Source organism: Maribacter sedimenticola (assembly GCF_900188415.1).
GTDB classification, from domain to species: domain Bacteria; phylum Bacteroidota; class Bacteroidia; order Flavobacteriales; family Flavobacteriaceae; genus Maribacter; species Maribacter sedimenticola.
In genome coordinates, this window is sequence record NZ_FZNV01000001.1 from 609,370 (window position 1) to 636,218 (window position 26,849).

Genomic DNA, 26,849 nt, shown 5'->3' on the forward strand with positions numbered 1-26,849 from the left:
TAAAAATATGGCATACTTACCGAATAAAAGAAGGGAAAAGATTATTGAGTTCTTAAATGAAGATGGTTCCGCAAAAGTAGTGGACCTCGCTAAATTGTTTAAAGTGACCGAGGTAACCATCCGCCAAGATCTGGAAAAGTTAGAGGCTCAGGGTTTGATTATTAGAGAGCATGGTGGTGCTTTTTTAAAGAATATGGGGGACCAGGTTCGCAATTTCTCCTTGGTCAACCAAGAGAACATGGAATTAAAAGAGATCATTGCGCAAAAGTGTTTGGAATTCATTGAGCCTGGTGATACCATTATTTTGGATTCCGGTAGTACTACAACGGAAATAGCAAAAAAACTAGTAGGCTATAAAAACCTAACAGTCATTACAAATGCATTAAATATAGCAATGATGTTGGGAACGGAGCCGGATATTGAAGTAATTATGACCGGAGGGGAATTTAAGCCGCCAACGTTGTCCTTAACAGGCCAGAAAGCGGCAGATTTTTTCAAGGGATTAAATGTGCAGAAGCTGTTTTTGGCCACGGCAGGAATTTCATTGAAAGCAGGGCTGACCTACCCGAGCATCAGCGATTTAATTGTAAAAAAGGCCATGATAGATGCCGCGGATATAACGTATCTGGTTGCAGATAGTACTAAAATAGGTAAAAGTGCCCTTGCTAGTTTAGGTGCACTATCCTTGATAGACTTTATTATTACCGACTCGGGAATGGAAGATAAGGACAAGGAAGTGTTTAAGGATAATGAAATTGAAGTGATTTTGGCCTAATTGCCTTGGTTATAAACAAATTATAAATGAATAGTAAATCATCAATGTTAAGTATTGGCGTAATTATCGGTAATCGTGATTTTTTCCCGGATAGTTTAGTGGAAAAAGCACGTGTGGAAATCATAGAGGTATTTTCAAAATTAAATTTAAAACCCATTTTATTGGATAGTACCGACACCAAACTTGGCGGTGTAGAAACATTCAAGGAAGCTCAAAAATGTGCTGAGCTTTTTAAAAAACATGCCAATGAGATTGTTGGGGTATTAGTGCTTCTCCCAAATTTTGGAGATGAAAAAGGTGTTGCAGATACGCTTAAACTATCAAATTTGAATGTTCCTGTTCTAATACAGGCATACCCAGATGAACTTACTAAAATGAATGTTGTTAACCGGAGGGATTCATGGTGTGGTAAAATATCGGTTTGTAATAATTTATACCAATATGGTATTAAGTATTCATTGACGAGTCAACATGTATCATTTCCTACCGATGCTACCTTTCAACAAGATTTAAAAGATTTTGCCGCAGTTTGTAGGGTCGTCAAAGGATTGCGGAATATTAGGATAGGTGCCGTGGGTGCAAGACCCGGTGCTTTTAATACGGTGCGGTATTCGGAAAAAATACTGCAGCGAAATGGAATTACGGTAACAACGGTAGATTTGTCCGAAATTCTTGGGAAGGCAAATAAGCTTACCGTAAATGATGCTCCTGTAAAACGTCATTTGGAGTCGATCAATGCATATGTACCCCAAGGAAAAACGCCCAACGAGGCCATGCTCCAAATCGCAAAATTAGATGTGGTACTAAAGGAATTCATGGAAGAATATGCGTTGGACGCTACGGCAATTCAGTGTTGGACGTCCCTTCAACAGAATTATGGTTGTAATGTATGCACAAGCATGAGTATTATGTCCGAGAATATGTTGCCCTCTGCCTGTGAGGTAGATGTTACCGGTACGTTGACCATGTATGCCATGCAATTGGCTTCCGGATCGCCCAGTGCATTAGTGGATTGGAACAATAATTATGCAGATGACCCCAATAAATGTGTTTTGTTCCATTGTGGAAATTGGGCAAAATCGTTTTTACCGGATATTAAAATGGATACGGCACCGATATTGGGAACAACGGTAGGTGTTGAGAATACCTATGGTGCACTAGATGGCAGAACACCTGCAAATCCCCTTACCTACGGTAGAATTAGTACGGATGATCCCAAAGGGATAATCAAGGTCTATCTTGGAGAGGGCGAATTGACCGATGACCCTCTTAATACATTCGGTAATAGGGCCGTGGCCCAAATTCCGGATTTACAGCATCTAATGAAATATGTCTGTAAAAACGGTTTTGAGCATCACGTGGTAATGAATGCATCAAAAACCGGTGCTATTCTAGAAGAGGCTTTGGGCAATTATATGGGATGGGAGGTTTATAACCATTCATCGTAGGAACAATATGTAGTTGAAGAAAATATGCATCTATGATCATGACGGATAAGGAGCTTAAATTAAAATCGGTAATACTTAGAAGAAATCTTCTAAAGTATATTTATAAGGCTAAGGCGGGTCATACCGGCGGAAGTCTATCTTGTATAGATATTTTAAATGTACTTTATAACAGTGTTTTAAATGTAGATCCTAAGGATTTTGGCAACCCTAACAGAGACCGGTATATTCAAAGTAAGGGCCATTGCGTAGAAGCACTTTTTGCAACTTTGGCCGATCGTGGTTTCTTTCCTGAGTCCGATTTGGAAACCTTGTGCGCATACCGCTCCCATTATATAGGGCATCCTACCAAAAAAGTTCATGGGGTAGAGCAGAACACAGGTGCTCTGGGGCACGGACTGCCTATTTGTGTAGGTGAGGCAATTGCGGCCAAATTGGACAATAAATCGCATAGAATATTTACCCTTTTAGGAGACGGTGAATTGCCGGAAGGTTCAAATTGGGAAGCGTTTTTAGCGGCATCTCATTATAAATTGGACAACCTGTATGCCATTCTTGATAACAACAAACAGCAAATTACGGGAGCTAACAATGAGGTGATGAATACAGATTCTATCCGTGAAAAGTTGGAGTCCTTTGGATGGGCGGTCAAAGAAGTGGATGGACATAACGTTGCGGAATTACAAGATGTCTTAGATAATGGGCCATTTGAAACTGGCAAACCAAATTTTATAATAGCCCATACGGTAAAAGGTAAGGGTGTCAGTTATATGGAAGGTGTCTTAAAATGGCATCATGGGGTGCCTAGCGAAGAGCAATATGCCATGGCACAACAAGAATTAAGAGAAGCGGAAGCATTAATCTAGGGTAGTATGGAACTGGATAAAATAGAGGATAATCGTTTAAAATTAGGGAAAGCCAACCAAATTGTTTTTGCCGAAACCTTGGAGCGTTTAGCGGCAAATGATAAGGCCATTGTCGTGGTCACCAGTGACTCTAGAGGTTCTGGAAAGCTGGTTCCTTTTGGAGAAAAATATCCACAACAGATTGTAGAGGTCGGTATTGCAGAGCAAAACTTGGTGGGCGTTTCCGCAGGTCTGGCATCTGCAGGCAAAAAAACATTTGCGGTTTCCCCGGCATGCTTTCTAAGCGCTAGGGCTTTGGAACAGATCAAAAATGATGTTGCCTATTCAAACAACCCTGTTGTTCTGGTGGGTATTAGTGCCGGGGTAAGTTATGGTGCATTAGGTACTACACACCATAGTCTACATGATTTTGCGGCGTTGAGGGCCATTAATAACATAACCATTATAGCACCGGCAGATAATTTTGAAACGGAACAAGTGGTGTTAAATGCGGTAAATTTTGGCTCACCGCTCTATATACGATTGGGTAAAAAGAATATGCCTTCCTTAAATGAGGAAAACAAGAATTTTGAAATTGGTAAAGGGCGTATCGTAAAGGAAGGAAACGACCTAACGATCATCGCTACGGGTGAAACCGTTTATCCTGCTTGGTTGGCTGCGCAGAAGCTTGAAGATCAAGACGGTTTAAGGGCCAAGGTCGTAAGTATGCATACCATTAAACCTCTGGATATTAGATTATTGGATGAATTGGGAGAAGAAGGTAAACCAATACTTACCGTAGAGGAACATATGGTACATGGCGGACTGGGCGAAGCTTGTGCCAGTTATCTGCTCCAAAACGGATTCAATAACCCTTTTTCGCTTATTGGCATACCGGATGAATATACGGTTACAGGTTCTCAACTGGAGATATTCAATCATTATGGTATTTCAGGGGAGGGTATATATGCCAAATGCAAGAAAATGTTATTACCAACACAATAGGGATATGACTGGGCAACCTTTATATTTTAGACTTAAAAGCATTGCAGTACTATGTATTGTAATATGCATTGCCGGTTGCAATAGAAATAATGAAAATGCGCCCAAAAAAATGGCCGTAGTGGTGTCTACTTTAAATAACCCTTGGTTTGTGGTTTTGGGTGAATCTGCGGCAGAGAGGGCTAGGGAACTAGGTTATGAAACCACTATTTTCGATTCGCAGAACAATACGGCAAAGGAAGCGGAGCATTTTGAGAATTTGATCGCTGCAGGCTATAGCGCAATATTGTTCAATCCAACCGATGCGGAAGGCTCGGTTAGTAATGTAAATAGGGCCAAAAAAGCGGGTATACCAACTTTTTGCATGGATAGGGAGGTGAATTCCTTGGACGGTCCGGTTACACAGATTATATCGGACAGCTTTTCGGGCTGTGTAGATTTAGGACAGTATTTTGTTCGTCAATTGAACAAAAAAGGAAAATATGTAGAATTATTGGGACTGGTTGGTGATAACAATACTTGGAACCGTTCCAAAGGTTTTCATAGCGTAGTCGATCATTTTCCAGATTTGGAAATGGTAGCACAGCAGAGTGCGGATTTTGATAGGAGCAAAGCAATGGAAGTGCTTGAATCCGTAATGCAGTCGCACCCGGATATCGATGCCGTATTTTGCGGTAACGATGCCATGGCAATGGGTGCTTACCAAGCCTTGGTCTCTGCAGGTAAGGCAGATAGTGTAATGGTTTTTGGATTTGACGGAGCCCAAGACGTTATGGATGCCATTAAACAAAAAAAAATTAAGGCGACAGCCCTTCAATCCCCTAAATTCATTGCACAGACCGCTGCGGAGTTGGCGGACAAGTATCTTCAAGGGGAGCGTGATATGGATAGAAAAATGCCCATAGCGGTTGAGGTGATTACCCAGGATAACATAGGTGAATTTGAGGCTTATGGCAGCGAAAACTGATATGAAAAAACCGATCAAATTTTTTATTATCACCGTGACATTGGTCTTGGTGGGATATAATTCCGTTTACTTTGAATCTTTGGATGTAAAGAATACGGCCAAAAATGCCGGCGTTTTTAATTCGGTTGAGTTTGTTGATCAATTTATGGGGGCCAAACTTCCCAATTTACCGGCAACAGATGCCAACGAACTCATAGGTTCCCTAGAATTGGATCTAGTGGGCTTTACGGCCGAAAACGGACGCAAAATGGGAATTAGCAATGACTACTATTTTGTGGTGGAAGGCACCGGGGAGGTACAGGCCATTGAGGATGAAGATGTAATTCTGTCATTAATAGGTAATTCAAAAAATAAAATAAGGATTGCAACGGATTTTATATTTGGCAATACAATCAGGGAAGCTACCGCCATTGCCAATATTGGTGATTTTCAAAATACTATGGATTTCAATGCAATATCCGTGGCATTGAACGATAAGGTAAGAACCACTATTGTACCGTCTTTCTCCAAAGAAGTTAATATAAAGGATACGGTTTATTTCAAAGGAGGCGTAAAGGTAAATACCAAGAACCCAACATTAAAAAATCTTAGGGTTATTCCCTTAATCCTCAACATTGAATAAATAATGGAAGAGGACAACATTATATTACAAGCGGTCAATATCACCAAAAAATTTGCTGGTGTAACCGCTCTTGACAATGTTTCTATCAATGTACATAAAGGTAAGGTCAATGTAATAGTTGGTGAGAACGGTGCAGGTAAATCTACCTTAATGAAAATTTTATCTGGTGTTTATCCTGAATATGATGGCACACTTTTGCTGCAGGGCGAACCGGTTAATTTTTCCAACCCTAAGGATGCCATGTCCAAAGGCATTGCCATTATCCATCAAGAACTGAACTTGATTCCATATTTAAGCATTTCGGCCAACATATTTCTAGGAAGGGAAATTGTGGATCCCCTTGGCTTGCTCGATTTTAAAAAAATGAACGCCATTACCAAACGTTTATTGGAGCGCGTTGAATGTAATGTTCCTGCCACTACTTTAGTATCTAGTTTAAGGGTAGGGCAACAACAGCAGGTAGAGATAGCAAAAGCCCTTTTGGAAGATGCCAAAGTGGTGATTATGGATGAACCCACTTCTGCTATTACTGATGCGGAAGTAGAAGTATTGTTTAGGATTATAGCTTCGTTAAAAAAACAACAGGTATCCATTGTATATATATCCCACAAATTAGATGAACTGTTTCTTATCGCGGATCGGTTTGTTGGTTTAAGGGATGGTAAAATGGTAGGTACTATAGAGAATGCTGAACAAGGCACAAAAGATGACTTGATCAGGCTCATGGTAGGTAGGGATATCACAAATTTATATATAAAGGATACTTTGCCTTTAGGCGATGAGATTTTTAAGGTGGAAAATGTTTCACTTCCCAAGCCTTCCAATGCATCCCAGTTTTTGGTTAACAATGTCAGTTTTTCACTTCGCAAGGGCGAGGTGTTGGGGGTATTTGGACTTATGGGGGCCGGTAGGACAGAATTGCTCGAAACACTTTTTGGATTGCATAGCGAGCGCATGAGCGGTTCTATTTTTATAGACGGCAGAAAAGTGGATATACGTTCCGTTAAGGATGCAGTAGCCAATGGTATGGGTCTAGTGCCGGAGGACAGGAAAAAAGATGGACTGGTACTATCAATGCCTATTTATAAAAATGTAAGTATGGCCAGTCTAGATCAGGTCATTGATAACGGTTTTCTAAATAACAGGGCAGAAAATGGATTGGCGAAACAATACATAGCGGACCTTAAAATAAAAACTCCATCACAAAACGAACGTTCCAAAAATTTAAGCGGGGGTAACCAGCAAAAGGTAGTCTTGTCCAAATGGTTGGCCACTACACCCAAAATATTATTTCTTGATGAACCAACCAGGGGAATCGATGTCAATGCCAAAAACGAAATTTACCACTGGATCAATACTTTAGCCAAAAGGGGCTTGGGGGTCTTGGTGGTATCATCAGAACTGCCCGAGATCATGGCTATATGTGATCGGATCATTGTTATGGGGAAATCAAGGATAACGGGTGAGTTCACTAAAAATGAGGCTACGGAAGATATTATTATGAACGCGGCAATTTTATGATCAAATGAATATAAAAACAACCCTGATAAGATTTCAGTCCATCATTGCGCTCTTAGTACTTTGTATAGTGCTATCGTTTATGTCGGATAAATTTTTAACCCCTGAAAATGGATGGAATATCATGCGTCAAATTTCGGTCAATGTATGTATTTCCATTGGAATGACACTTGTCATTCTTACAAGGGGCATTGACCTGTCCGTTGGATCAATTTTAGCTTTAAGTGGTGCGGTGGCTGCCGGGTTGTTAAAGTATGGTATAGATGTTCCGTCCTTGAACTTATTTATTGGGTTTACCGTTTTTGGAGCTATTTTGGGCGGTTTATTCGTTGGTGGTGGCTTAGGTGTATTCAATGGATGGATGATTACAAAATTTAAAGTTCCTCCATTTGTTGCCACATTGGCCATGCTCACTATTGCAAGAGGGGCAACCATGTTATGGACCGGTGGATTTCCAATAACCGGATTAGGTGCACACTTTGCATTTATTGGTACAGGTTGGTTTTTAGGTATTCCCATGCCTGTTTGGATAACCGCCATATTGGTCGTAATAGCCGTTATCGTAACCAACAAGACAAAGTTTGGCAGATATATTTATGCTATTGGAGGTAATGAAAGTGCGGCACGTTTATCTGGGTTGCCCATCAATAAAATTAAGATTTGGGTGTATACCATAGCAGGCATTTTAGCGGCGGTTGGGGGTATTATTCTTACTTCGCGCTTAGATTCCGCGCAACCTAATGCAGGTTTTAGTTATGAGCTGGATTCTATTGCTGCGGTGGTTATTGGAGGAACTTCATTATCTGGCGGAAGAGGCTCAATTTTGGGAACCGTACAAGGGGCTTTGATTATTGGGGTACTCAATAGCGGATTGGTATTATTAAACGTATCGCCTTTTTGGCAACAGATCATTAAAGGTTTTGTAATCTTACTTGCGGTTATTTTGGATCGTATAAACCATCCTAATGAAGAATAATTTTTTTAAGGGTTGTAAACACCTATATTTTTAATACATATGACCGCATCTTATATTTTATCCGTAGATCAAGGTACCAGTGGTACTAAAGCTATCATATTTGATGTTGATGGTAATATTATTGTCAAGGCATCTGAGCCTTTACGTACCTATTATCCGTCACCCGGTTTTGTGGAGCAAGACCCAGAAGAGATTTATCAAAATGTGCTTACAGCAGTTGAAAATTGTTATTCTATATTTTTAGAGAAATTAAATGGTGCGGATTATACCTTACTATCATGTGGAATATCTAACCAACGTGAAACTTTTGTGGTCTGGGACAGTTCTGGTAAACCCTTGTACAATGCAGTAGTATGGCAATGTAAAAGGTCTGTTGATATTTGTGATGAATTAAAAGGGCAAGGTTTGGAAGATATGGTGAATTCAAAAACGGGACTGACCATTGACCCTTATTTTTCCGCTACTAAAATGATGTGGTTGGTTGACCACGTACCGGCCGTATCCCTAGCTTTACAAAGAAAAGATGCCTATTTTGGAACAATAGACACTTGGCTCCTTTATAAACTTTCCGGTCATCAGCATTATGCTACAGATCACACCAATGCTCCTAGAACGTTATTATATAATACATATAATTTGAGATGGGATGATGAATTGTTATCAAAATTTGGATTGATAAACCTTAACCTTCCTAAGGTGCAAAACTCGGCATATAAGTTTTGTACTTCTGATTTTAATGGAATTTTTCATGAAAAAATTCCTATTACAGGAATAATTGGGGATTCACATGCCGCATTTTTTGGTGAAGAATGTTTTGAAATTGGTATGGCCAAGGCCACTATGGGTACCGGTTCATCTATGTTGTGGAATACGGGAGGTAAGGCTGAGCAGAGTGGTAACGGTATACTGACAACCGTTGGTTGGAGTTTGCCAAATCAGCTACATTTTGCTTTAGAAGGTGTTATCGTAAGTTGTGGTGCTACCTTAGAATGGTTAAAAAACCAATTAGGACTATTTGCCGGTCACGAAGAAATAGAAGCTTTGGCTACTTCAGTTTCAAGTAATGAAGGCGTTTATCTTATTCCGGCGTTTAGCGGTATTGGTGCACCACATTGGCAAAAGGACTGGAAGGCTTCAATACATGGTATTACCTTTGGTACTACCAAGGCTCATTTCGTACGAGCAGCTTTGGAATCCATAGCATATCAGATTAAAGATGTGGTTCTTGCAATTGAACAGGAAACGGGGCAACCACTAAGAGAACTTCGGGTAGATGGAGGTATTACGGCCAATGGTTTTTTAATGCAATTTTTGGCCAATGTACTGCAAACACCGGTTACTAATATTGGTATAACCGATGTTTCTGCAAGGGGAGCGGCCCTGATCGCCGGTATAGGTGCGGAATACTGGAAAGAAATTAGTGATCTGCCTAAAGCTTCATATGAAGACTTTAAAAAATACGAACCTAAAATATTGAACAAGGACATGGTGTCTGCGTATGAAACTTGGCAAAGGTTATTGATTAACAAGAAAGAATAGTGATCATATCTTGCTATTTGAAAGTGACCATAGTTTATCCAAATAACTGCTTTTAATCTTATTAAAAGTGGAATTTTTTCTTAACGCAATGTTAAGTGGTGTATTTTTGGGTAAAATAGCACATAAACTGGATAATTATATTGATTTATACACAATATATGTTTTAGACCTTTGTCATGTATAATTGCTAAGAATTTAAAACATGAAAAATATAAAATTTTATCCAACGGTTTGGCAAACAATTCCTTTCTCCTTAGATATGTTAGATATTTGGAAGAAAAAAACCAAGAAGAAAACAAAAGTAAAGAATTAGGTCAATGACCATAAAATAACAAAATGAAAAAGCCCCTGTTAAGGGGCTTTTTTAATGTAATTTTTTTAACAATATGGGCTATGTGTTAAAAGTTAAACAATCCCTATAAGGGCTAAAAAAGATCCTACCGCAACTACCGCCAAAAATGCGTTCATTGCAATAATGAGAATGGATAGATAAGTATCTACCCCCGTTTTAAATGATAAATCGTTCATAACATTACCTACTTTAAAGTTATATATCTTAAAGTTAGCCGATATTTCCAAATTTAATCGTGCAAATGTTGTAAAGTCCTACAAATTAGATGTAAAGCCTTACTTTGTTGTGGTGAGATGAAATCTATATGGTACATAAACGGAGATACGTAGCATTATATCGAACTTTTAACCGAAGCTCTTAAATTTTAGCTGGGTAGATTATCGTAATAATGGCTAAATTTTTTAAATCCATCCAAACCAGTCTGCCAATCCTGCAAGGGGTATTGCAATTAAAATACCTATCAGGCAGGCAATCATCAATTTTAAAAATCCGTTTAGCATTTTAACTCCTGCTGTAATTTCTTTTTCCATGATCATAATTCTATAGTTCTGTACTCAAGATATGAATTATGGGCTAAGTTGCTGTGGAATAAGTGGATAAATCGACCAAAGTTGAAAATTATCTTTGTAAAGTAGTATTATGCAAAAAGCCTCCATAGGTTGATCTATATATTTTCATCGACCTATTTTTAAAGATTATCCTTCCGTTTTAAACACATTATTTGGAAGTAAGGTATGTATTGTTGCCATAATTTTATCGGTAGCTCCGCTTTCCTGATAAATGAATTTTTTATTAATGGATCCGGTATTCTTGCGTAAGTCAATATCTTCAAAAAAACGGTCTACGTTGAATTTAAAATCTTTAAAAGTGTGTACGGGGAGAACTCCTTTAGCCGCAACTAAATTTTCAGCTTCAATAAATCCTTTATAATGAGGACCAATGAGGACCGGTATGCCAAAAACCGCGGGTTCCAATGTATTGTGTAATCCTGTGGCGAAGCCTCCGCCCACATATGCAATGTCCGCATAACTGTATATTTTGGTAAGTAATCCTATGGTATCTATAATAAGGACATCATAGTCTTGTATTTGCGTGTCTTTAAGTTCTGAATAACAAATTGTAGGTTTCAGTATGGCCTTTTTAATTGAATCTATATGGGAGGCTTTAACGGTATGTGGGGCAATAATGAATTTTATGGGCAATTGACTTTGGTTGATATAGGCGGTGACGAGTTCTTCATCTTCTGGCCACGTACTGCCACCTACGAAACAAAATTTGCCCTTTGTAAAGATATCCATGAAAGTCAAATTATTGTTGCGTTTTAGTATTTCCATAACCCTGTCAAATCTTGTGTCTCCAGTTATACTGACATTGCTAAGGCCAATTGAATTCAATAAGGTTTTTGAATCTGTGTTCTGAACAAAGAAATGCGTAAAATTTGCAAGTGCTTTTCGCATAAACGACCCGTACTTTTTAAAATAGATCTGCTCTTTTTTAAACAGTGCGGAAACTAAAATGGTAGGTATTTTCTGTTTGTTCAACATCCTTAGATAATTGGGCCAAATTTCATATTTGATAAAAATGGCCAACTCCGGATTCACCGCTTTAATAAATTCTGATGCGTTATGTTTGGTGTCTAATGGTAAGTAACAAATGACGTCAGCAACGTTACTGTTTTTCTTTATTTCATAACCAGAAGGGGAGAAAAAACTAAGAACCAATTTATGTAAAGGAAAATCCTTTTTTAATTGTTCCATGATTGGTAACCCTTGTTCAAATTCTCCCAATGATGCCGCATGTATCCAAATAGTACGATCGTTCTTGGCGATGTTATTTCTTAGTAGCGCCATACTTTTTTTACGACCGTTTATAAAAAGAGCAAGTTTGGCACTAAAGGGTGCTGCCAGTGTCAATAGACCGGTAGCGATAATGCCGATAAGATTGTAGAGAAAGGACAAACTGTTACTTTTGCGCTAAATTACGTTTCTTTCGATAAAATTAGTGTCGGCCGTTTCGTATTTTTGTAAGACTTCACGTAATTCCATAGAATGAAAAAGATACAAATGGTAGACCTTAACGGGCAATACCAAGAAATTAAGGAGCAAGTAAATACAGCCATTACTGAAATTTTGGAAACCTCTGCATTTATTAACGGCCCAGAAGTTCATGCGTTTCAAAAAGAACTTGAAGACTATTTAAATGTAAAACATGTCATTCCATGTGCCAATGGTACGGATGCTCTTCAGATTGCTATGATGGGTCTGGGATTAAAGCCCGGTGACGAGGTCATTACCGCAGATTTTACATTTGCCGCCACTGTAGAGGTCATTGCACTTTTGCAGTTAACGCCTGTTTTGGTTGATGTTTATCCAGATACTTTTAATATTAATGTTGAGGCTATTGAGAAGGCCATAACTCCTAAAACAAAGGCAATTGTACCTGTTCATTTATTTGGTCAATGTGCCAATATGGATGCTATAATGGCTTTAGCCAAAAAACATAATTTATATGTAATTGAAGATAATGCACAAGCAATAGGGGCAAAGTACTATGCCAGTGACGGCACTAAATATATGGCTGGTGGCATAGGGCACGTAGGCGCCACCTCTTTTTTTCCTTCCAAAAACTTGGGTTGTTACGGGGATGGAGGTGCTATTTTCACTAATGATGATGATTTGGCACACATAATTAGGGGTGTTGTAAATCATGGTATGTATGAAAGATATCATCATGATGTGGTAGGGGTCAATTCTAGGTTAGATGCTATCCAAGCTGCTGTATTACGTGCAAAATTACCCAGGTTAAATGGTTATTGCGAATCAAGAAGAAATGCGGCACGTGCCTATTCAAAGGCATTTGAAGGTCAAAAACATATTATTACGCCAAAAACGGTTACCCATTGTGACGGTATTTGTGACGTCTGTGAATGTCATGTATTCCATCAATATACCTTACGTATTACGAATGGTAAGCGAGATGACCTGGTTCAATATTTAAACAAGAACAATATACCTTGTGGGGTCTATTACCCTATTCCCCTACACAGACAAAAGGCTTATGCAGATGAGCGCTATAAGGAAGAGGATTTTCCGGTAACCAATCAATTGGTAACGGAAGTCATTTCCTTACCAATGCACACAGAATTGGATAGCGAGCAGATTAACCATATTACGGATATGGTTATCGGGTTTATTAATGAATAGCAATCAGGTTTCTTACTTTTGAACAACGCAGAAATAGAATTAAATGAAAATATTAGTTACAGGTGGATTAGGTTTTATTGGTTCTCATACCGTTGTTGAGCTTCAGGAAAAAGGGTTTGAGGTGGTCATTATCGATGATTGCTCCAACTCTGATGAACAAGTTTTAAACGGCATTACGGCCATTACAGGTAAGAGGCCGGAATTTGAAAAGATTGACCTAAAGGAGAAGGATAAAGTAGAGGATTTCTTTAAAAGACATCAAGATGTAGCAGGTGTTATACATTTTGCGGCGTCCAAAGCGGTTGGTGAAAGTGTTGAAAAACCGCTATTATATTATGAGAACAACATAGGTACGTTGGTCTATATTTTAAAGGAACTGTGCAAGAAGAACAAGGCTAGCTTTATCTTTAGTTCATCCTGCACGGTTTATGGACAGGCCGATAAAATGCCAATTACGGAAGACGCACCGGTAAAGGTGGCAGAATCCCCATACGGCAATACCAAGCAAATGGGCGAGGAAATTATAGCGGACACCTGTAAGGTAACTCCTGGACTAAATGCTATTGCCCTAAGATATTTTAATCCTATGGGTGCACACCCTAGTGCTGAAATTGGAGAATTGCCAAAAGGTGTTCCACAAAATTTGGTACCCTTTATCACGCAAACGGGTATTGGACTAAGGGACCAACTCGCTGTTTTTGGTGATGATTACCCTACTGAGGACGGTACATGTATAAGAGATTATATTTATGTGGTCGACCTGGCAAAAGCGCATGTGGTAGCCTTGGAGCGTTTATTGGATGGAAAAAATGCTGATAATTACGAAGTGTTCAACGTGGGCACGGGTACAGGAAGTTCTGTCTTAGAGGCTATACAAAGTTTTGAGCGTGTATCCGGAAAAAAATTAAATTATAAAGTAGTTGATAGGCGTCCTGGCGATATTACCACTGCATATGCGGATACTACAAAGGCAAATGAGATTTTAGGTTGGAAATCTGAATATACGTTGGATGAGGCCATGAAATCCGCATGGGTGTGGGAACAGAAGATAAGAGACTGAATTTAATGGATTTTGCACTAAAAATAAGGGGAAATATAGCTATATTTCCCCTTATTTAATTTATATCTCGCTGCATATGAAAACTATTTTTACATTTTTATCATTATTGACATTTGCATTGGTCAATGCCCAGGATACCTATTTACAATGTGGAAAAATCGTGGATATTGAATCTGGCAAGGTACTTTCGGAAAAGACAATCATTGTATCGGGAAACAAAATTAAGGGAATAGAAAATGGATTTGTTACGGGGTCATCCTCAGATGAACTTATTGACTTAAAGGATAAAACCATATTACCAGGTTTTATTGATATGCATGTACATATTGAGAGCGAGTCCAGCCCTTCGCGCTATTTGGAAAGATTTACCAAGAACGAGGCAGATGTTGCTTTTCAATCTACTGTCTATGCAAAAAGAACTTTAATGGCCGGATTTACTACCGTTAGGGATTTAGGTGGGTCAGGGGTAAATATCTCATTAAGGGATGCCATAAATAAAGGAATAGTCGTAGGACCAAGAATATTTACTGCAGGCAAGTCCTTGGCAACTACAGGGGGACATGCAGATCCTACCAATGGTACGCGTAAGGATTTAATGGGTGATCCAGGGCCAAACGAGGGGGTCGTTAATTCTCCCGAGGATGGAAGGAAAGCGGTTAGACAGCGCTATAAGGATGGTGCGGATGTTATTAAAATTACTGCAACTGGCGGAGTATTAAGTGTGGCAAAAAATGGACAGAATCCGCAATTTACCCTTGAGGAAATTAAGGCGATTACAGAAACTGCAAAGGACTATGGTATGCTTACCGCTGCTCACGCCCATGGAGATGAAGGTATGCAAAGGGCAATAAAAGGAGGTATAAAAACCATTGAGCACGGCACCTTAATGTCTGAGGAGACCATGGGCTTAATGGTGGAATATGATGCATATATGGTACCAACATTATCCGCTGGAAAGGAGGCTGCTAGATTGGCTGAAATTCCAAACTATCTACCGCCCGTAGTAGCTAAGAAAGCTTTGGAAATAGGTCCTAAATTAGAAGCGACATTTGCCAAAGCTTATAAGAAGGGTGTTAATATTGCTTTTGGTACGGATTCCGGGGTGTCGCCACATGGAGAAAACGCAAAGGAATTTATATATATGGTCAAAGCAGGTATGCCAATTATAGAATCGTTAAGGTCTGCAACCATCACCAACGCCAAACTGTTAGGAGAAAGTAAATTAGGTTTGATAAAGGAAGGTTTTATTGCGGATATTATAGCGGTCAATGCTAATCCAATAGAAAATGTGGAAACCTTGACCAATGTAATCTTTGTTATGAAGGAGGGTGTAATCTATAAACAATAGCCGCCAAGCTATAGATTGTTTTTAATGAGAATTAATGTAAATAATAGCACAGAATTATTGCAATTGACCAAAGAGCAAAAATTGCTAGGGCAATTACAAAAACAAATTAAAAAGGATTTTATCTCGGCCAATGTACCTTTACAAATTCCAACTGATGTTGAATTAAAGGCGTATGTTTCCATTATAATGGAAAAAGTATACGTTTTGCTAATGGAACGTTTTCCAGATTATCTTAATTTGTTGTATGTCATAGACGTTCCGGAACGCGATTTTAAGCATATAAAAATTACAGATACGGTTGAAGTTGCCGCCCAAGTCACCTTTTTGATTCTAAAACGGGAATACCAAAAGGTTTGGTATAAGAATACTTATCAATAGATTATACCTTAATATATAGTATTTAAGCTTCCTAAACTTTAATGTAAATTCCTTTTTTGTCCATTATATATCCTACCAACCAGCAGGTCAACATAATCCATAAAGCAAATAATAACGAGCCAAAATAATTGCCGGCAATTGAGATAAAGATATTATCGGCTATCCAATTATAGGCCGTAGTACCAGTAGTTTTTATTTCTGCCAAAGAAATTATAAAGAGTTCGGACAAAAGATAGATGAACAGCGTATTTCTTCCAAACACTTCAAAAAAGTAGGTCCATTTTCCCGGTTTTGACATATCCAATAAATACATTAGGATAGCGATAATGACAAGGTCTATACCACATGTTAGCAATACAAAGGAGCTTGACCAAAGTTTTTTGTTGAATGGCATTATTTGGTGCCAAGCAAATCCTGCTACGATCAACAGTGCCGCTATCATAAGAAGTTTGGCTACCGTTTCAAAATGCTGTCCTTTATTTTGAATGAATTTCCCTGTTAGGTATCCTGCAATAACGTTTACAACGGCAGGCAAGGTGCTTAACAATCCTTCAGGGTCAAAAGCCACCCCTCCGTTGCCGTGATACATATGGCTAGGGCCAATAAGCAATTTGTCCAGTTTTAATACGGCATTGCCCGTCAATGTCAAATCGCCAAATACCACCAGTATTACATTATATATTATGAGCGAGGCGATGCTGAAGATAACTACCGTTCTTGTCTTGAAATAATGTATTAGCACGGCAGCAATTAAATAACATAAAGCAATACGTTGTAACACTCCAAAAATTCTGGTTTCGGATATTGGTTTTAAATGTCCGTCTTCAAAAAAAGGAAACCAATACATTAGAAAGCCTAAAAGAAATATAATAGCAAAGCGTTTAAAAATTTTCTTTAGAAATGCCGCATTTCCCAAGGTTTGGTATTTTTTCATGCTAAAGCTCATAGCATTTCCCACAACGAATAAAAAGGTTGGAAAAACCAGGTCGGTAAGGGTAAATCCGTTCCATACGGCATGTTTTAAAATCCCAAAACTGGTATCCCCATTTCCGGGGGAGTTTACTATGATCATTAGGGCTACATCCATACCCCTAAATACGTCTAGGGAAAGATACCTGTTTTTTAATGTGTTCATTTTGGTTGGTTTGGTTGGTGTTGAAAGGTAAATAAAATTAAAAGTATACTCGAACAAATGGCATCAATGCGTTTGCATATATACTTTTTTGTTCGTTGAACAAAAGGTCATAACGTAGGCCAACAGTAATATTACGTGTACTGTAACCGGCGCCTATGAAAAATGCGGGAAGCCAATAATTATCGGATATACTGTTTGTAGAAGTGGCAATGGTACGGTTTATGCGCAATTGTTCGTATTCTGTGGACAATTGTAATTGAGGAATTGGGTTGTAAAGAGATAGCACGCTACCCCCATAAGCCAAGAACTTGTTGTCGTTGAATTTGGAATAGTTGAAATTTAAACTTGTACCAGCGGCCAATTGGTCGGTAAACTGGTAAATTGCACTTGGGGAAATTGATCCATTAAAGCCATTGTTAGTGAAACCTAGTCCTATTCCGCCTCCAAACCTTACATGGTTCCAAAAATCGGAGTTTTTAACGGAATTTTGACTGTTACAAAAATTGTAAAAAAGAAGAATTATTCCCGTAAACATTAATTTTGACACCCTCATTAACAGATTTTGTTTTAAAGTTCAACTTTTTTCAATAATACATAACATTCTTCCGTTAGATATCGTAAATGTTGTATTTTTGTTCAAATTTATTCTAAATATACAGAAAGTAATTCATGGATAAATATTCCTTTTTGAATACCGCCCATACCTCTTTTTTTTCAGAGTTATATGATAAGTATTTAGTGAATCCAGATAGTGTTGAGCCAAGTTGGAGAGCCTTTTTTCAAGGTTTTGATTTTGGAATGGAAACCTCTTTGGATGAACTAAGTTTTGATGAAAATCGAACCACTGTAATGGTCAATGGGGCCAAGAGTGAAATGCCTCAATCCTTGCAGAAAGAATTCCAGGTCATTCGTTTGATCGATGGGTACAGGGGTAGAGGACACCTCTTTACCAAAACAAATCCGGTGAGGGAAAGAAGGCATTACGAGCCTTCTTTGGACATAAAGAATTTTGGTCTGGAAAGCTCTGATTTGGAAACTGTATTTAATGCAGGTGACATTATCGGGATAGGGCCAAGTCCTTTAAAGGAAATCATAAGGCATTTGCAAAGCATCTATTGTGATGCCATTGGGGTGGAGTATATGTTCATTAGAAACCCTGAAAGGGTCAAGTGGATACAGGATTGGATAAATGTTAATGATAACCATCCGGATTTTGGTCCTGAAAGAAAAAAACACATCCTAAAGAAATTAAACCAGGCCATATCATTTGAAACCTTTTTACACACCAAGTATGTAGGGCAAAAACGATTTTCCCTAGAAGGGAACGAATCATTGATTCCTGGCTTGGACGTAATTGTGGAACGTGCTGCGGAAATGGGAGTGGAACAGTTTGTTATGGGTATGGCACACCGTGGTAGGTTAAATGTACTTACCAATATTTTCGGTAAATCCGCTAAGGATATCTTTAGTGAATTTGACGGTAAGGATTATGAGCAAGAAATTTTTGATGGGGATGTAAAATACCATTTAGGGTGGACATCTGACCGAAAATCTGATAACGGAAATAAGATAAAAATGAATATTGCGCCAAACCCATCCCATTTGGAAACGGTTGGTGCGGTCGTTGAAGGTATAGCAAGGGCAAAGCAAGATGCGGACTATAAGGACAACTTTTCAAAAGTATTGCCTATTGTCGTTCATGGTGATGCAGCTATTGCTGGACAAGGTCTAATTTATGAATTGGTGCAAATGGCAGGCCTGGATGGGTATAAGACCGGTGGTACAATTCATATTGTTGTAAACAACCAGATCGGATTTACCACTAACTATTTGGATGCAAGGACATCTACCTATTGTACGGATGTAGCTAAAGTTACCCTAAGTCCCGTACTTCATGTAAATTCTGATGATGCAGAGGCTGTGGTACATGCATCACTTTTTGCATTGGAATATAGAATGCGTTTTGCAAGTGATGTATTTATAGATTTGTTAGGGTATAGGAAATATGGACATAATGAAGGGGACGAACCCAGATTTACCCAGCCAAAATTATATAAGGCCATTGCAAAGCATAAGAATCCTAGGGATATCTATGCGGAACGCTTGATCAAAGAAGGTATTATTGATGATACCTATGTGGCGCAGTTAGAGAAACAGTATAAGGATTCTTTGGAGGAAAAACTTGAAGACTCCAGAAAAGAGGATAAAACTGTGATCACTCCTTTTATGGCAGACGAGTGGAAAGGATTTGAAAGCGTACGTGAGTGGGAAATGATGGATGCGGTAGATACAACCTTCAATAAAGAAAAGCTTACAAAGATTGCCAAAGTAATTACCGAACTGCCCAAGGGCAAGAAGTTCTTGCGCAAAGTGGAGAAATTGGTCAAGGATAGATACAATATGTATTTTAAAAACGATAATCTTGATTGGGCCATGGGAGAGCTTTTAGCTTATGGCACTTTATTAGAGGAAGGTTTTGGGGTACGTATTTCCGGACAGGATGTTGAGCGTGGTACGTTTTCCCATCGTCATGCGGTAATGAAGGTAGAGGAAAGCGAAGAAGAGGTTATTCTATTGAACCATTTATCTGAACAACAAGCAAGGTTCCAAATTTACAATTCGCTATTATCGGAATATGGAGTTGTAGGTTTTGATTATGGCTATGCTATGGCAAGTCCTAATACGCTAACGATTTGGGAAGCCCAGTTTGGTGATTTTAGTAATGGTGCCCAAATCATGATCGATCAATATATTTCTGCTGCGGAAGATAAATGGAAACTTCAAAACGGATTGGTAATGTTGTTGCCCCATGGTTATGAAGGTCAAGGAGCAGAACATTCATCCGCAAGGATGGAACGGTACCTGCAATTATGTGCCAAGGATAATATGTATATCGCAGATGTGACAACACCGGCACAAATGTTCCATATACTCCGCAGACAAATGAAGGCCAATTTTAGAAAACCGTTGATTATTTTTACGCCAAAAAGTTTGCTTAGGCATCCTAAGGCAGTTTCTAAAATTTCAGATTTGACCGATGGGGGATTCAAAGAAGTTATAGACGATGATGCTGTTGAGGTCAAGAAAGTCAAAAGTCTTGTGTTCTGTACTGGTAAATTTTATTACGATCTTCTTGCGGAAAGGGAGAAGTTAGAGCGTGCAGATGTTGCTTTGGTCAGGGTTGAACAATTGTTTCCGTTGCCAGACGAACAAATGAAAGAAATAATAGCCAAATACAAGCATGTGGATGATTTGGTTTGGGCTCAGGAAGAACCTAGGAACATGGGCGCTTGGAGCCATTTACTAATGCATTTTAGTGATGTGCAGAAATTTAGGGTTGCATCTAGGCGTTTTTACGCGGCGCCTGCTGCAGGTAGTGCTGTAAGGTCTAAAATGCGCCATCAACAAGTAATAGATTATGTTTTTGACAAGTCAAAAAATAATATGTTCAAACCAAAAAAATAAAATATAACATATCAAATTATAGAAAGAATGATTCTAGAAATGAAGGTCCCTTCCCCGGGAGAGTCTATCACAGAGGTAGAAATAGCGGAATGGTTAGTTGAAGATGGGGATTACGTAGAAAAAGATCAGGCAATCGCTGAAGTAGATTCGGACAAAGCTACTTTGGAATTACCAGCGGAAGCCAGTGGGGTGATTACATTAAAAGCAGAAGTTGGCGATGCTGTTGAAGTAGGCGCTATTGTTTGTTTGATCGATACAGGGGCGGAAAAACCGGAAGGCTCGGATAAAAAGTCCAATGAAGCCACTGAAATAGAAACAGCTCCAGTTCAAAAAGAGGCTGAAAAAGCCCCGCAGCCAGTACAGGCTAAAGAAACATATGCTTCTGGAGTAGCTTCCCCCGCGGCCAAAAAAATATTGGACGAAAAAGGAGTGGATAGCACAACTGTAAAAGGAAGTGGTCGTGATGGTAGGATCACCAAGGAAGATGCGGTAAACGCCGTTCCTTCAATGGGTACGCCAACCGGTGGAAATAGGGGAGAGACTCGTTCCAAGTTATCTATGCTACGAAGAAAGGTAGCAGAAAGACTGGTATCCGCAAAGAACGAAACGGCTATGTTGACCACATTCAATGAAGTGGATATGAGCGCCATTTTTGAACTTCGTGATCAGTATAAAGTAGATTTTAAAAACAAGCATGGGGTTGGTTTAGGATTTATGTCATTCTTTACCAAGGCAGTTGTAAGGGCACTAGAAATGTATCCTGCGGTAAATTCCATGATAGATGGCAAAGAAATGATTTCTTATGATTTCTGTGATATCAGTATAGCGGTATCCGGTCCAAAAGGACTTATGGTTCCCGTTATCAGGAATGCTGAAAATTTGACGTTCAGGGGAATAGAGTCAGAGGTTAAACGTTTGGCAATTAGAGCCCGTGAAGGGGAGATAACCGTAGATGAAATGACCGGTGGAACTTTTACCATTACCAATGGTGGGGTATTTGGTTCTATGCTATCTACGCCTATCATAAATCCTCCACAAAGTGCCATATTGGGTATGCACAATATTGTGGAGCGTCCTATAGCAAGGGAGGGGGCTATTGCCATAGCTCCAATTATGTACGTAGCATTGTCCTATGACCATAGAATTATTGACGGCAAGGAGTCTGTAGGATTCTTGGTAGCGGTTAAGGAGGCATTGGAAAATCCTACGGAGCTGCTTATGGACAATAATGTAAAAAAAGCCTTGGAAATGTAAATTTTCAAAAATTATAGATACATATGTAAAAAGCGTTGGGCAGGTCTCAACGCTTTTTTGCCTTTAAGTACAAACGTTTTTTACCATAATCAATAATTGCATTGGATTTTTTGAGGATGTCCGCACCTATAATTCCGTTTACAGGTTCGGCATTATGAGCAGTCAGTGCTTCATTGACATGTTTAAGGTCAAATAGGACAATTTTAAGTTTTTTATATTCCCAAGATCCTATGTGGACCGTATTTTTTTTGGAAACCAAGGTGTCCATATTGGTGGCTCCCGCACCGGCCGCCTTAATTTTTGATTCTTTTGAAATTAATCCAAAATTATCTATTTGATCTATGCCGATACATGTATTCGATGCCCCGGTATCTAAAATAAATCTACCCGTAATATCATTGATTTTGGCATTTAACTCAAAATGGTTGGTGGCCGTAAGGGTTAACGGTATGCAAACGTATTTTTTTTTCTTAAGAAAGTCCTTGAGACTGCTCATATATAATTTTTTGTCAAAGATAATTCTATTTTTGCGCTATGATAATAACAGATACGCATACCCATTTATATAGCGAGGCTTTTGACGATGATAGAGAAGAGGTTATAAGAAATGCTATTGATCAGGGGGTGAAACGTTTTTTTATCCCGGCAATTGATTCTACTTATACTGAACGTATGTTGTCCTTGAAAGAGTTGTTTCCAGACCATATTTATCTCATGACAGGCTTGCATCCTACACATGTTAAAGAGAATTACATGGACGAACTTTTGCATGTAAGAGAACTATTGTCCCGGCATCAATATTATGCCATTGGTGAAATTGGAATTGATCTGTATTGGGAAAAAAAATTTTTAAAAGAGCAGCAAGAGGCTTTTAAGTATCAAATTCAATTGGCAAAAGAACATCAATTACCAATTGTAATACATTGTCGTGATGCTTTTGATGAAGTGTTTGAACTTTTGGAAGAGGAAAAAGGAAACGATCTAAGGGGTATTTTTCATTGTTTTACCGGTACATTTGATCAGGCGGAAAAGGCAATTTCATATAATATGAAATTAGGTATTGGCGGGGTGGTAACTTTTAAGAATGGCAAAATAGACCAATTTTTGGATAAAATTGATTTAAAACATCTTGTCTTGGAGACCGATGCACCTTATCTGGCACCTACGCCTTATCGTGGTAAGCGCAATGAAAGTGCTTATATTGTCAACGTTTTGGATAAGTTGGCCGATCTGCATAACATATCGGGTGAAGAACTGGCAATGATAACAACTAATAATTCCAAAGCGGTATTTGGTATTTAAAACTAAACGAAGATTGATTTGAGTTCAAAAAAAAGTAGAATTTTATTGATCTATACCGGTGGAACCATTGGTATGATGAAAGATTATGTCTCTGGGGCACTTAAGGCGTTCGATTTTTCCCAATTGCTGAAAAATATACCTGAACTAAATCAATTGGATTGTACCATAGCCAGCCTTTCCTTTGAATATCCTATAGATTCATCTAACATGAATCCGGACCACTGGGTAGCAATTGCAGAAATTATTGGTTCAAATTATGGGGAGTATGATGGTTTTGTAGTCCTGCATGGCAGCGATACCATGAGTTATACGGCATCTGCACTTAGTTTTTTATTGGAAAATTTGGCGAAACCGGTGATTTTGACCGGATCGCAGTTGCCCATTGGTGACTTAAGGACAGATGCCAAGGAGAACTTGATTACTGCCATTCAAATAGCAGCTTTACAGGAAAAAGGTAAATCCGTAATACAAGAAGTAGGACTATATTTTGAATACAAATTATATAGGGGCAATAGAACTACAAAAATAAACGCTGAACATTTTCAGGCATTTGCATCGTTAAACTATCCGCATCTTATAGAAAGTGGTGTGCATTTATCCATTTTTCATGAATACTTATTGCCAAAGAAAAAAAATGCGGTATTAAAAGTGCATAATGCCATGGATGATAACGTCGCCATTTTAAAACTTTTCCCGGGAATCAACAAAAATATTGTAGAGGCAGTGTTGGGAGCAAAAGATTTAAAGGCCCTGATATTGGAAACTTATGGTTCTGGGAACGCCCCTATGGAAGATTGGTTTCTTGAAAAGTTAAAATTTGCAATAAAAAATGGTATCCATATCATAAATGTAACACAGTGTTCAGGGGGTGCAGTATTGATGGGTCATTATGAGACAAGTTCAAAGTTAAAGAAAATGCAAGTTATTAATGGTAAGGATATTACAACAGAAGCAGCTATTGCAAAAGCAATGTATCTTTTAGGTTCTGGGGTATCCAATGAATTGTTTAAAACTGTTTTTGAAACTTCGTTGCGTGGAGAAATGCTTTAAAATTAACATAGCTTTAATTTCTTAAACTAATAATTTTTTTGTTATTTGCCCACCCTTAAAAAAGGTATCATAGAGAGGTGGCCGAGTGGTCGAAGGCGCACGCCTGGAAAGTGTGTATACCCCAAAAGGGTATCGAGGGTTCGAATCCCTTCCTCTCTGCTAGTAAGTTTTACTTTTTTTATATTGTTTTTTTTTATCTTTAACCCTATTAACTAACTAATTTAAGTTTGAAAAAATGAAAAAATTATTTCCAAGCCTGGCAGTTGCTGGGGCATTTGTATCAGGTACAAATATTGTAAGTGCAAAAGTAGCAGCGGTAGCATTGCTAGTTCAAGAAGGAGCAGAGGCTGAAAAAGGATTTACTCAGGTTTTGAAAGAAATGTTCATAACAGGTGGTGCCGGTTTTATGGGTATCGTTCTTTTGTGTTTGATCCTTGGCTTGGCTGTTGCAATCGAGAGAATCATTTATTTGAACATGGCAAGTACCAATTCTACAAAACTAAAACAACAAGTTGAGGATGCATTGGCATCAGGTGGTGTTGAAGCTGCAAAGGAAGTTTGTAGAAATACAAAAGGACCAGTTGCTTCTATCTACTATCAAGGTTTGGACAGAGCTGGTGAAAGCGTAGAGTCAGCTGAAAAAGCTGTAGTTGCTTACGGTGGTGTGCAAATGGGTCAGTTAGAGAAAAACGTTTCTTGGTTGTCCTTGTTCATCGCTATTGCTCCAATGCTTGGTTTCATGGGTACGGTAATCGGTATGATTCAGGCCTTCCAGAAGATTGCGGCTGTAGGTAACTTAAGTGCATCTCTTATTGCAGGTGATATCCAAGTGGCATTATTAACAACGGTATTTGGTCTTATTACGGCTATTATACTTCAGATTTTCTATAACTATATTATCGCTAAAATAGACAGCATCGTAAATGATATGGAAGACTCGTCGATTACTTTGATCGATATGTTGGTAGATCACAAAAAATAAGTAACACTTTTAATACCTAAAAATTATGCAAAAAATTATTAAAATAGCATTAATTGCTATAGGTGTATTAAGTGCTGTGCTGTGGTATTTACTACCAAGTTCGGATATGCCGGCAGCTGAAGCTGCTCAGAGCGGTGCAATGAACACGATGTTTATCATTACTTATTTATTACTTGGTATTGCCGTAGTAGTGAGTTTGGTATTTACATTGAAAAATTTATTTTCCAATCCTCAAGGTCTTAAAAAGACATTGTTCGTAGTAGGAGGCTTTCTATTAGTAGTAGGGGTATCCTATGTATTGGCAAGCGGTACTGACGTTGATCCGGAGTATTTGGAAATGTCTGACGAAAGTACGGTTAAGAAAATAGGAATGGGTCTAAATGTATTTTTCATCTTGACTATAATCGCTATACTTTCTTTGGTTATACCGGCGATCAAAAATATGTTTAGTAAATAAAAATAATAACTATGGCTAGAAGAGCAGGAGCACCAGAGGTTAGTGCAGGTTCAATGGCGGATATAGCGTTCCTTTTATTGATCTTCTTCTTGGTTACAACGACCATTGAGACAGATGCAGGATTGGATCGTATGCTTCCACCAATGGAGCCGCCGACAGAAGAACCACCAATTATTAAGCAAAAAAATATCTTTACGGTAAACATTAACCGTAACGGGCAGTTGTTGGTTGAGGATGAAATTCTTTCCATTAACGATTTGCGAGCGAAGGCAATAGAGTTTTTAGATAATGGTGGGGCACCTTCGGGAAGTCCAGATTATTGTAGCTATTGTAAGGGTAAACGTAATCCTGAATCTTCGGATAACCCAACTAAGGCGATCATATCGTTGAAGAACGATCGTGAAACTAAGTACAGTACCTATATCACCGTTCAAAATGAATTGGTTGGGGCTTACAATGATCTTAGAAATAGGGAGGCCAAAAGGTTGTACGGTACGGATTATGTAGCCATGGAGGCAGAATATCTAAATCCGGAAACTACTGATGACAAAAAAGAGGAGTTAAAGGAAAAAGTGACCCGTATTCAAGGGCTGTTCCCTCAAAAATTGTCAGAAGCCGAAACTTCAACAGAATAATTAATATTTAAAAGTAACACTATGTCAAAATTTGCAAAGAAAAAAGATGGAGAGGTACCTGCGGTATCAACAGCTTCCTTACCTGACATTGTATTTATGCTTTTATTCTTCTTTATGACGGTAACCGTTATGAAGGATAGTTCTTTGAAAGTTGAAAACGTACTTCCTAATGCAAGTGAAGTAAAGAAATTGGAGAAAAAAGATCGTGTTATTTATATTTATGTAGGGAAACCAACTAAAGAATACGAAAAAACATTTGGTACGGAACCAAAGATTCAATTGAACGACAAGTTTTCAAGTCCTTCTGAAGTTGGAGATTATATTTTGATGGAAAGAGCTAAAAAGCCTCAAGAACTTCAAAATGTATTGACAACGGCTTTAAAGGTTGATAAGAACGCCAATATGGGAATCATTTCCGATATTAAACAGGAATTAAGAAAAGTAAATGCTTTGAAGGTAAATTATACAACTTACGAAGGCGATGCTTTTAATAATCTACAATAGTTAGTTAGTAATATACAAATTGTCAAAACGCTTCA

The 26,849-nt window shown here is 38.5% G+C and carries 27 protein-coding genes and 1 tRNA gene; 22 read left to right on the top strand and 6 right to left on the bottom strand.

All coding sequences use genetic code 11. The features are described from left to right. Window positions 1-7: 7 nt before the first annotated feature. Genes CHB68_RS02500 through CHB68_RS02540 form a run of 9 tightly spaced genes read left to right on the top strand, consistent with a single transcriptional unit; the run spans window position 8 to window position 9,689 of the window. Window positions 8-775: a DeoR/GlpR family DNA-binding transcription regulator gene (locus tag CHB68_RS02500; protein ID WP_089259228.1), complete on the top strand. Its 768-nt coding sequence runs from the start codon at window positions 8-10 to the stop codon at window positions 773-775. Between the two features lie 26 nt (window positions 776-801). After that, window positions 802-2,223, top strand: coding sequence for an L-fucose/L-arabinose isomerase family protein (locus tag CHB68_RS02505; protein WP_089259230.1), 1,422 nt, complete (start codon window positions 802-804; stop codon window positions 2,221-2,223). Window positions 2,224-2,255: 32 nt separating this feature from the next. Then, a complete protein-coding gene (locus tag CHB68_RS02510) occupies window positions 2,256-3,086 on the top strand; it encodes a transketolase (protein ID WP_218822475.1) in 831 nt (276 codons plus the stop codon). Between the two features lie 6 nt (window positions 3,087-3,092). Then, entirely contained in the window at window positions 3,093-4,070 is a 978-nt protein-coding gene (locus CHB68_RS02515; RefSeq protein WP_089259234.1) for a transketolase family protein, read from the top strand. Between the two features lie 4 nt (window positions 4,071-4,074). Next, a complete protein-coding gene (locus tag CHB68_RS02520; protein WP_089259752.1) occupies window positions 4,075-5,034 on the top strand; it encodes a D-ribose ABC transporter substrate-binding protein in 960 nt (319 codons plus the stop codon). After that, window positions 5,018-5,656, top strand: a complete 639-nt coding sequence (locus tag CHB68_RS02525) for a DUF2291 family protein (RefSeq protein ID WP_089259236.1) — start codon at window positions 5,018-5,020, stop codon at window positions 5,654-5,656. Before CHB68_RS02520 ends, CHB68_RS02525 begins: the two co-directional genes overlap by 17 nt. 3 nt (window positions 5,657-5,659) lie before the next feature. Further along, window positions 5,660-7,177 carry a sugar ABC transporter ATP-binding protein gene (locus CHB68_RS02530; protein WP_179213124.1) on the top strand — a complete coding sequence of 506 codons (1,518 nt, stop codon included), beginning with the start codon at window positions 5,660-5,662 and terminating at the stop codon, window positions 7,175-7,177. A gap of 4 nt (window positions 7,178-7,181) precedes the next feature. Beyond that, window positions 7,182-8,150: an ABC transporter permease gene (locus CHB68_RS02535; RefSeq protein ID WP_089259238.1), complete on the top strand. Its 969-nt coding sequence runs from the start codon at window positions 7,182-7,184 to the stop codon at window positions 8,148-8,150. Between the two features lie 39 nt (window positions 8,151-8,189). Continuing rightward, complete coding sequence (locus CHB68_RS02540) at window positions 8,190-9,689, top strand: FGGY family carbohydrate kinase (protein ID WP_089259240.1); 1,500 nt, start codon at window positions 8,190-8,192, stop codon at window positions 9,687-9,689. 405 nt (window positions 9,690-10,094) lie between these two features. On the opposite strand, the gene CHB68_RS18765 is transcribed toward CHB68_RS02540, so the two are convergent. The 3 genes from CHB68_RS18765 to CHB68_RS02545 all read right to left on the bottom strand — a co-directional run bounded on the left by CHB68_RS18765 (window position 10,095) and on the right by CHB68_RS02545 (window position 11,999). Further along, a complete protein-coding gene (locus CHB68_RS18765; protein WP_261375074.1) occupies window positions 10,095-10,217 on the bottom strand; it encodes a hypothetical protein in 123 nt (40 codons plus the stop codon). Between the two features lie 225 nt (window positions 10,218-10,442). Beyond that, window positions 10,443-10,571 carry a hypothetical protein gene (locus tag CHB68_RS18770; RefSeq protein WP_261375075.1) on the bottom strand — a complete coding sequence of 43 codons (129 nt, stop codon included), beginning with the start codon at window positions 10,569-10,571 and terminating at the stop codon, window positions 10,443-10,445. A gap of 165 nt (window positions 10,572-10,736) precedes the next feature. After that, entirely contained in the window at window positions 10,737-11,999 is a 1,263-nt protein-coding gene (locus CHB68_RS02545; protein ID WP_089259242.1) for a 3-deoxy-D-manno-octulosonic acid transferase, read from the bottom strand. Between the two features lie 90 nt (window positions 12,000-12,089). Here CHB68_RS02545 and CHB68_RS02550 point away from each other — a divergent pair, with 90 nt between their 5' ends. The 4 genes from CHB68_RS02550 (at window position 12,090) to CHB68_RS02565 (ending at window position 16,030) form a co-directional block, all read left to right on the top strand. Next, complete coding sequence (locus CHB68_RS02550; protein WP_089259244.1) at window positions 12,090-13,244, top strand: DegT/DnrJ/EryC1/StrS family aminotransferase; 1,155 nt, start codon at window positions 12,090-12,092, stop codon at window positions 13,242-13,244. 43 nt (window positions 13,245-13,287) lie between these two features. After that, on the top strand, window positions 13,288-14,304 hold the full coding sequence (galE, locus tag CHB68_RS02555) for a UDP-glucose 4-epimerase GalE (RefSeq protein ID WP_089259246.1): 1,017 nt from the start codon (window positions 13,288-13,290) through the stop codon (window positions 14,302-14,304). A gap of 76 nt (window positions 14,305-14,380) precedes the next feature. Next, complete coding sequence (locus tag CHB68_RS02560; protein ID WP_089259248.1) at window positions 14,381-15,652, top strand: metal-dependent hydrolase family protein; 1,272 nt, start codon at window positions 14,381-14,383, stop codon at window positions 15,650-15,652. 24 nt (window positions 15,653-15,676) lie between these two features. Further along, the gene (locus CHB68_RS02565; protein WP_089259250.1) at window positions 15,677-16,030 is read left to right on the top strand and encodes a hypothetical protein; all 354 of its coding nucleotides are present in this window, start codon (window positions 15,677-15,679) and stop codon (window positions 16,028-16,030) included. Window positions 16,031-16,061: 31 nt separating this feature from the next. Here the strand turns inward: CHB68_RS02565 and CHB68_RS02570 are convergent, their stop codons facing one another. Beyond that, the gene (locus CHB68_RS02570) at window positions 16,062-17,165 is read right to left on the bottom strand and encodes an acyltransferase family protein (RefSeq protein WP_089259252.1); all 1,104 of its coding nucleotides are present in this window, start codon (window positions 17,163-17,165) and stop codon (window positions 16,062-16,064) included. A 37-nt stretch (window positions 17,166-17,202) separates the two neighbouring features. Next, window positions 17,203-17,718 (bottom strand): alpha-ketoglutarate decarboxylase, encoded by a 516-nt coding sequence (locus tag CHB68_RS02575; RefSeq protein WP_245838767.1) that lies wholly within the window; start codon window positions 17,716-17,718, stop codon window positions 17,203-17,205. 116 nt (window positions 17,719-17,834) lie between these two features. On the opposite strand from CHB68_RS02575, the gene CHB68_RS02580 reads away from it, so the two are divergent. Continuing rightward, window positions 17,835-20,630: a 2-oxoglutarate dehydrogenase E1 component gene (locus CHB68_RS02580; RefSeq protein ID WP_089259256.1), complete on the top strand. Its 2,796-nt coding sequence runs from the start codon at window positions 17,835-17,837 to the stop codon at window positions 20,628-20,630. 27 nt (window positions 20,631-20,657) lie between these two features. Then, window positions 20,658-21,884, top strand: a complete 1,227-nt coding sequence (odhB, locus tag CHB68_RS02585) for a 2-oxoglutarate dehydrogenase complex dihydrolipoyllysine-residue succinyltransferase (RefSeq protein ID WP_089259258.1) — start codon at window positions 20,658-20,660, stop codon at window positions 21,882-21,884. 46 nt (window positions 21,885-21,930) lie between these two features. Here odhB and CHB68_RS02590 read toward each other — a convergent pair whose 3' ends face one another. Further along, on the bottom strand, window positions 21,931-22,380 hold the full coding sequence (locus tag CHB68_RS02590; protein WP_089259260.1) for a retropepsin-like aspartic protease family protein: 450 nt from the start codon (window positions 22,378-22,380) through the stop codon (window positions 21,931-21,933). 38 nt (window positions 22,381-22,418) lie between these two features. Between CHB68_RS02590 and CHB68_RS02595 the strand changes: the two genes are divergently transcribed. From CHB68_RS02595 to CHB68_RS02625, 7 genes are all read left to right on the top strand, one after another. After that, window positions 22,419-23,186: a TatD family hydrolase gene (locus CHB68_RS02595; protein ID WP_089259262.1), complete on the top strand. Its 768-nt coding sequence runs from the start codon at window positions 22,419-22,421 to the stop codon at window positions 23,184-23,186. Between the two features lie 18 nt (window positions 23,187-23,204). After that, complete coding sequence (locus CHB68_RS02600) at window positions 23,205-24,236, top strand: asparaginase (protein WP_262494220.1); 1,032 nt, start codon at window positions 23,205-23,207, stop codon at window positions 24,234-24,236. A gap of 71 nt (window positions 24,237-24,307) precedes the next feature. Then, window positions 24,308-24,395, top strand: a tRNA-Ser gene (locus CHB68_RS02605). A gap of 76 nt (window positions 24,396-24,471) precedes the next feature. Then, on the top strand, window positions 24,472-25,218 hold the full coding sequence (locus CHB68_RS02610; RefSeq protein ID WP_089259264.1) for a MotA/TolQ/ExbB proton channel family protein: 747 nt from the start codon (window positions 24,472-24,474) through the stop codon (window positions 25,216-25,218). Between the two features lie 25 nt (window positions 25,219-25,243). Beyond that, window positions 25,244-25,675 (top strand): hypothetical protein, encoded by a 432-nt coding sequence (locus CHB68_RS02615; RefSeq protein ID WP_089259266.1) that lies wholly within the window; start codon window positions 25,244-25,246, stop codon window positions 25,673-25,675. Window positions 25,676-25,686: 11 nt separating this feature from the next. Next, window positions 25,687-26,310 (top strand): ExbD/TolR family protein, encoded by a 624-nt coding sequence (locus CHB68_RS02620; RefSeq protein WP_089259268.1) that lies wholly within the window; start codon window positions 25,687-25,689, stop codon window positions 26,308-26,310. Between the two features lie 21 nt (window positions 26,311-26,331). Further along, complete coding sequence (locus CHB68_RS02625; RefSeq protein WP_089259270.1) at window positions 26,332-26,814, top strand: ExbD/TolR family protein; 483 nt, start codon at window positions 26,332-26,334, stop codon at window positions 26,812-26,814. Window positions 26,815-26,849 lie beyond the last annotated feature (35 nt).

Bases quoted from the DNA above. Each gene is read 5' to 3' on its own strand.
- CHB68_RS02595 (WP_089259262.1), top strand. From the start codon at position 22,419: ATGATAATAACAGATACGCATACCCATTTATATAGCGAGGCTTTTGAC.
- CHB68_RS02520 (WP_089259752.1), top strand. From the start codon at position 4,075: ATGACTGGGCAACCTTTATATTTTAGACTTAAAAGCATTGCAGTACTA.
- CHB68_RS02610 (WP_089259264.1), top strand. From the start codon at position 24,472: ATGAAAAAATTATTTCCAAGCCTGGCAGTTGCTGGGGCATTTGTATCA.
- CHB68_RS02575 (WP_245838767.1), bottom strand. From the start codon at position 17,718: ATGAGGGTGTCAAAATTAATGTTTACGGGAATAATTCTTCTTTTTTAC.
- CHB68_RS02515 (WP_089259234.1), top strand. From the start codon at position 3,093: ATGGAACTGGATAAAATAGAGGATAATCGTTTAAAATTAGGGAAAGCC.
- CHB68_RS18770 (WP_261375075.1), bottom strand. From the start codon at position 10,571: ATGGAAAAAGAAATTACAGCAGGAGTTAAAATGCTAAACGGATTTTTA.
- CHB68_RS02540 (WP_089259240.1), top strand. From the start codon at position 8,190: ATGACCGCATCTTATATTTTATCCGTAGATCAAGGTACCAGTGGTACT.
- CHB68_RS02620 (WP_089259268.1), top strand. From the start codon at position 25,687: ATGGCTAGAAGAGCAGGAGCACCAGAGGTTAGTGCAGGTTCAATGGCG.
- CHB68_RS02625 (WP_089259270.1), top strand. From the start codon at position 26,332: ATGTCAAAATTTGCAAAGAAAAAAGATGGAGAGGTACCTGCGGTATCA.
- CHB68_RS02505 (WP_089259230.1), top strand. From the start codon at position 802: ATGAATAGTAAATCATCAATGTTAAGTATTGGCGTAATTATCGGTAAT.
- CHB68_RS02615 (WP_089259266.1), top strand. From the start codon at position 25,244: ATGCAAAAAATTATTAAAATAGCATTAATTGCTATAGGTGTATTAAGT.
- CHB68_RS02565 (WP_089259250.1), top strand. From the start codon at position 15,677: ATGAGAATTAATGTAAATAATAGCACAGAATTATTGCAATTGACCAAA.
- CHB68_RS18765 (WP_261375074.1), bottom strand. From the start codon at position 10,217: ATGAACGATTTATCATTTAAAACGGGGGTAGATACTTATCTATCCATT.
- CHB68_RS02535 (WP_089259238.1), top strand. From the start codon at position 7,182: ATGAATATAAAAACAACCCTGATAAGATTTCAGTCCATCATTGCGCTC.
- CHB68_RS02510 (WP_218822475.1), top strand. From the start codon at position 2,256: ATGATCATGACGGATAAGGAGCTTAAATTAAAATCGGTAATACTTAGA.
- CHB68_RS02525 (WP_089259236.1), top strand. From the start codon at position 5,018: ATGGCAGCGAAAACTGATATGAAAAAACCGATCAAATTTTTTATTATC.
- CHB68_RS02500 (WP_089259228.1), top strand. From the start codon at position 8: ATGGCATACTTACCGAATAAAAGAAGGGAAAAGATTATTGAGTTCTTA.
- CHB68_RS02570 (WP_089259252.1), bottom strand. From the start codon at position 17,165: ATGAACACATTAAAAAACAGGTATCTTTCCCTAGACGTATTTAGGGGT.
- odhB (WP_089259258.1), top strand. From the start codon at position 20,658: ATGATTCTAGAAATGAAGGTCCCTTCCCCGGGAGAGTCTATCACAGAG.
- CHB68_RS02580 (WP_089259256.1), top strand. From the start codon at position 17,835: ATGGATAAATATTCCTTTTTGAATACCGCCCATACCTCTTTTTTTTCA.
- CHB68_RS02530 (WP_179213124.1), top strand. From the start codon at position 5,660: ATGGAAGAGGACAACATTATATTACAAGCGGTCAATATCACCAAAAAA.
- CHB68_RS02590 (WP_089259260.1), bottom strand. From the start codon at position 22,380: ATGAGCAGTCTCAAGGACTTTCTTAAGAAAAAAAAATACGTTTGCATA.
- CHB68_RS02560 (WP_089259248.1), top strand. From the start codon at position 14,381: ATGAAAACTATTTTTACATTTTTATCATTATTGACATTTGCATTGGTC.
- galE (WP_089259246.1), top strand. From the start codon at position 13,288: ATGAAAATATTAGTTACAGGTGGATTAGGTTTTATTGGTTCTCATACC.
- CHB68_RS02550 (WP_089259244.1), top strand. From the start codon at position 12,090: ATGAAAAAGATACAAATGGTAGACCTTAACGGGCAATACCAAGAAATT.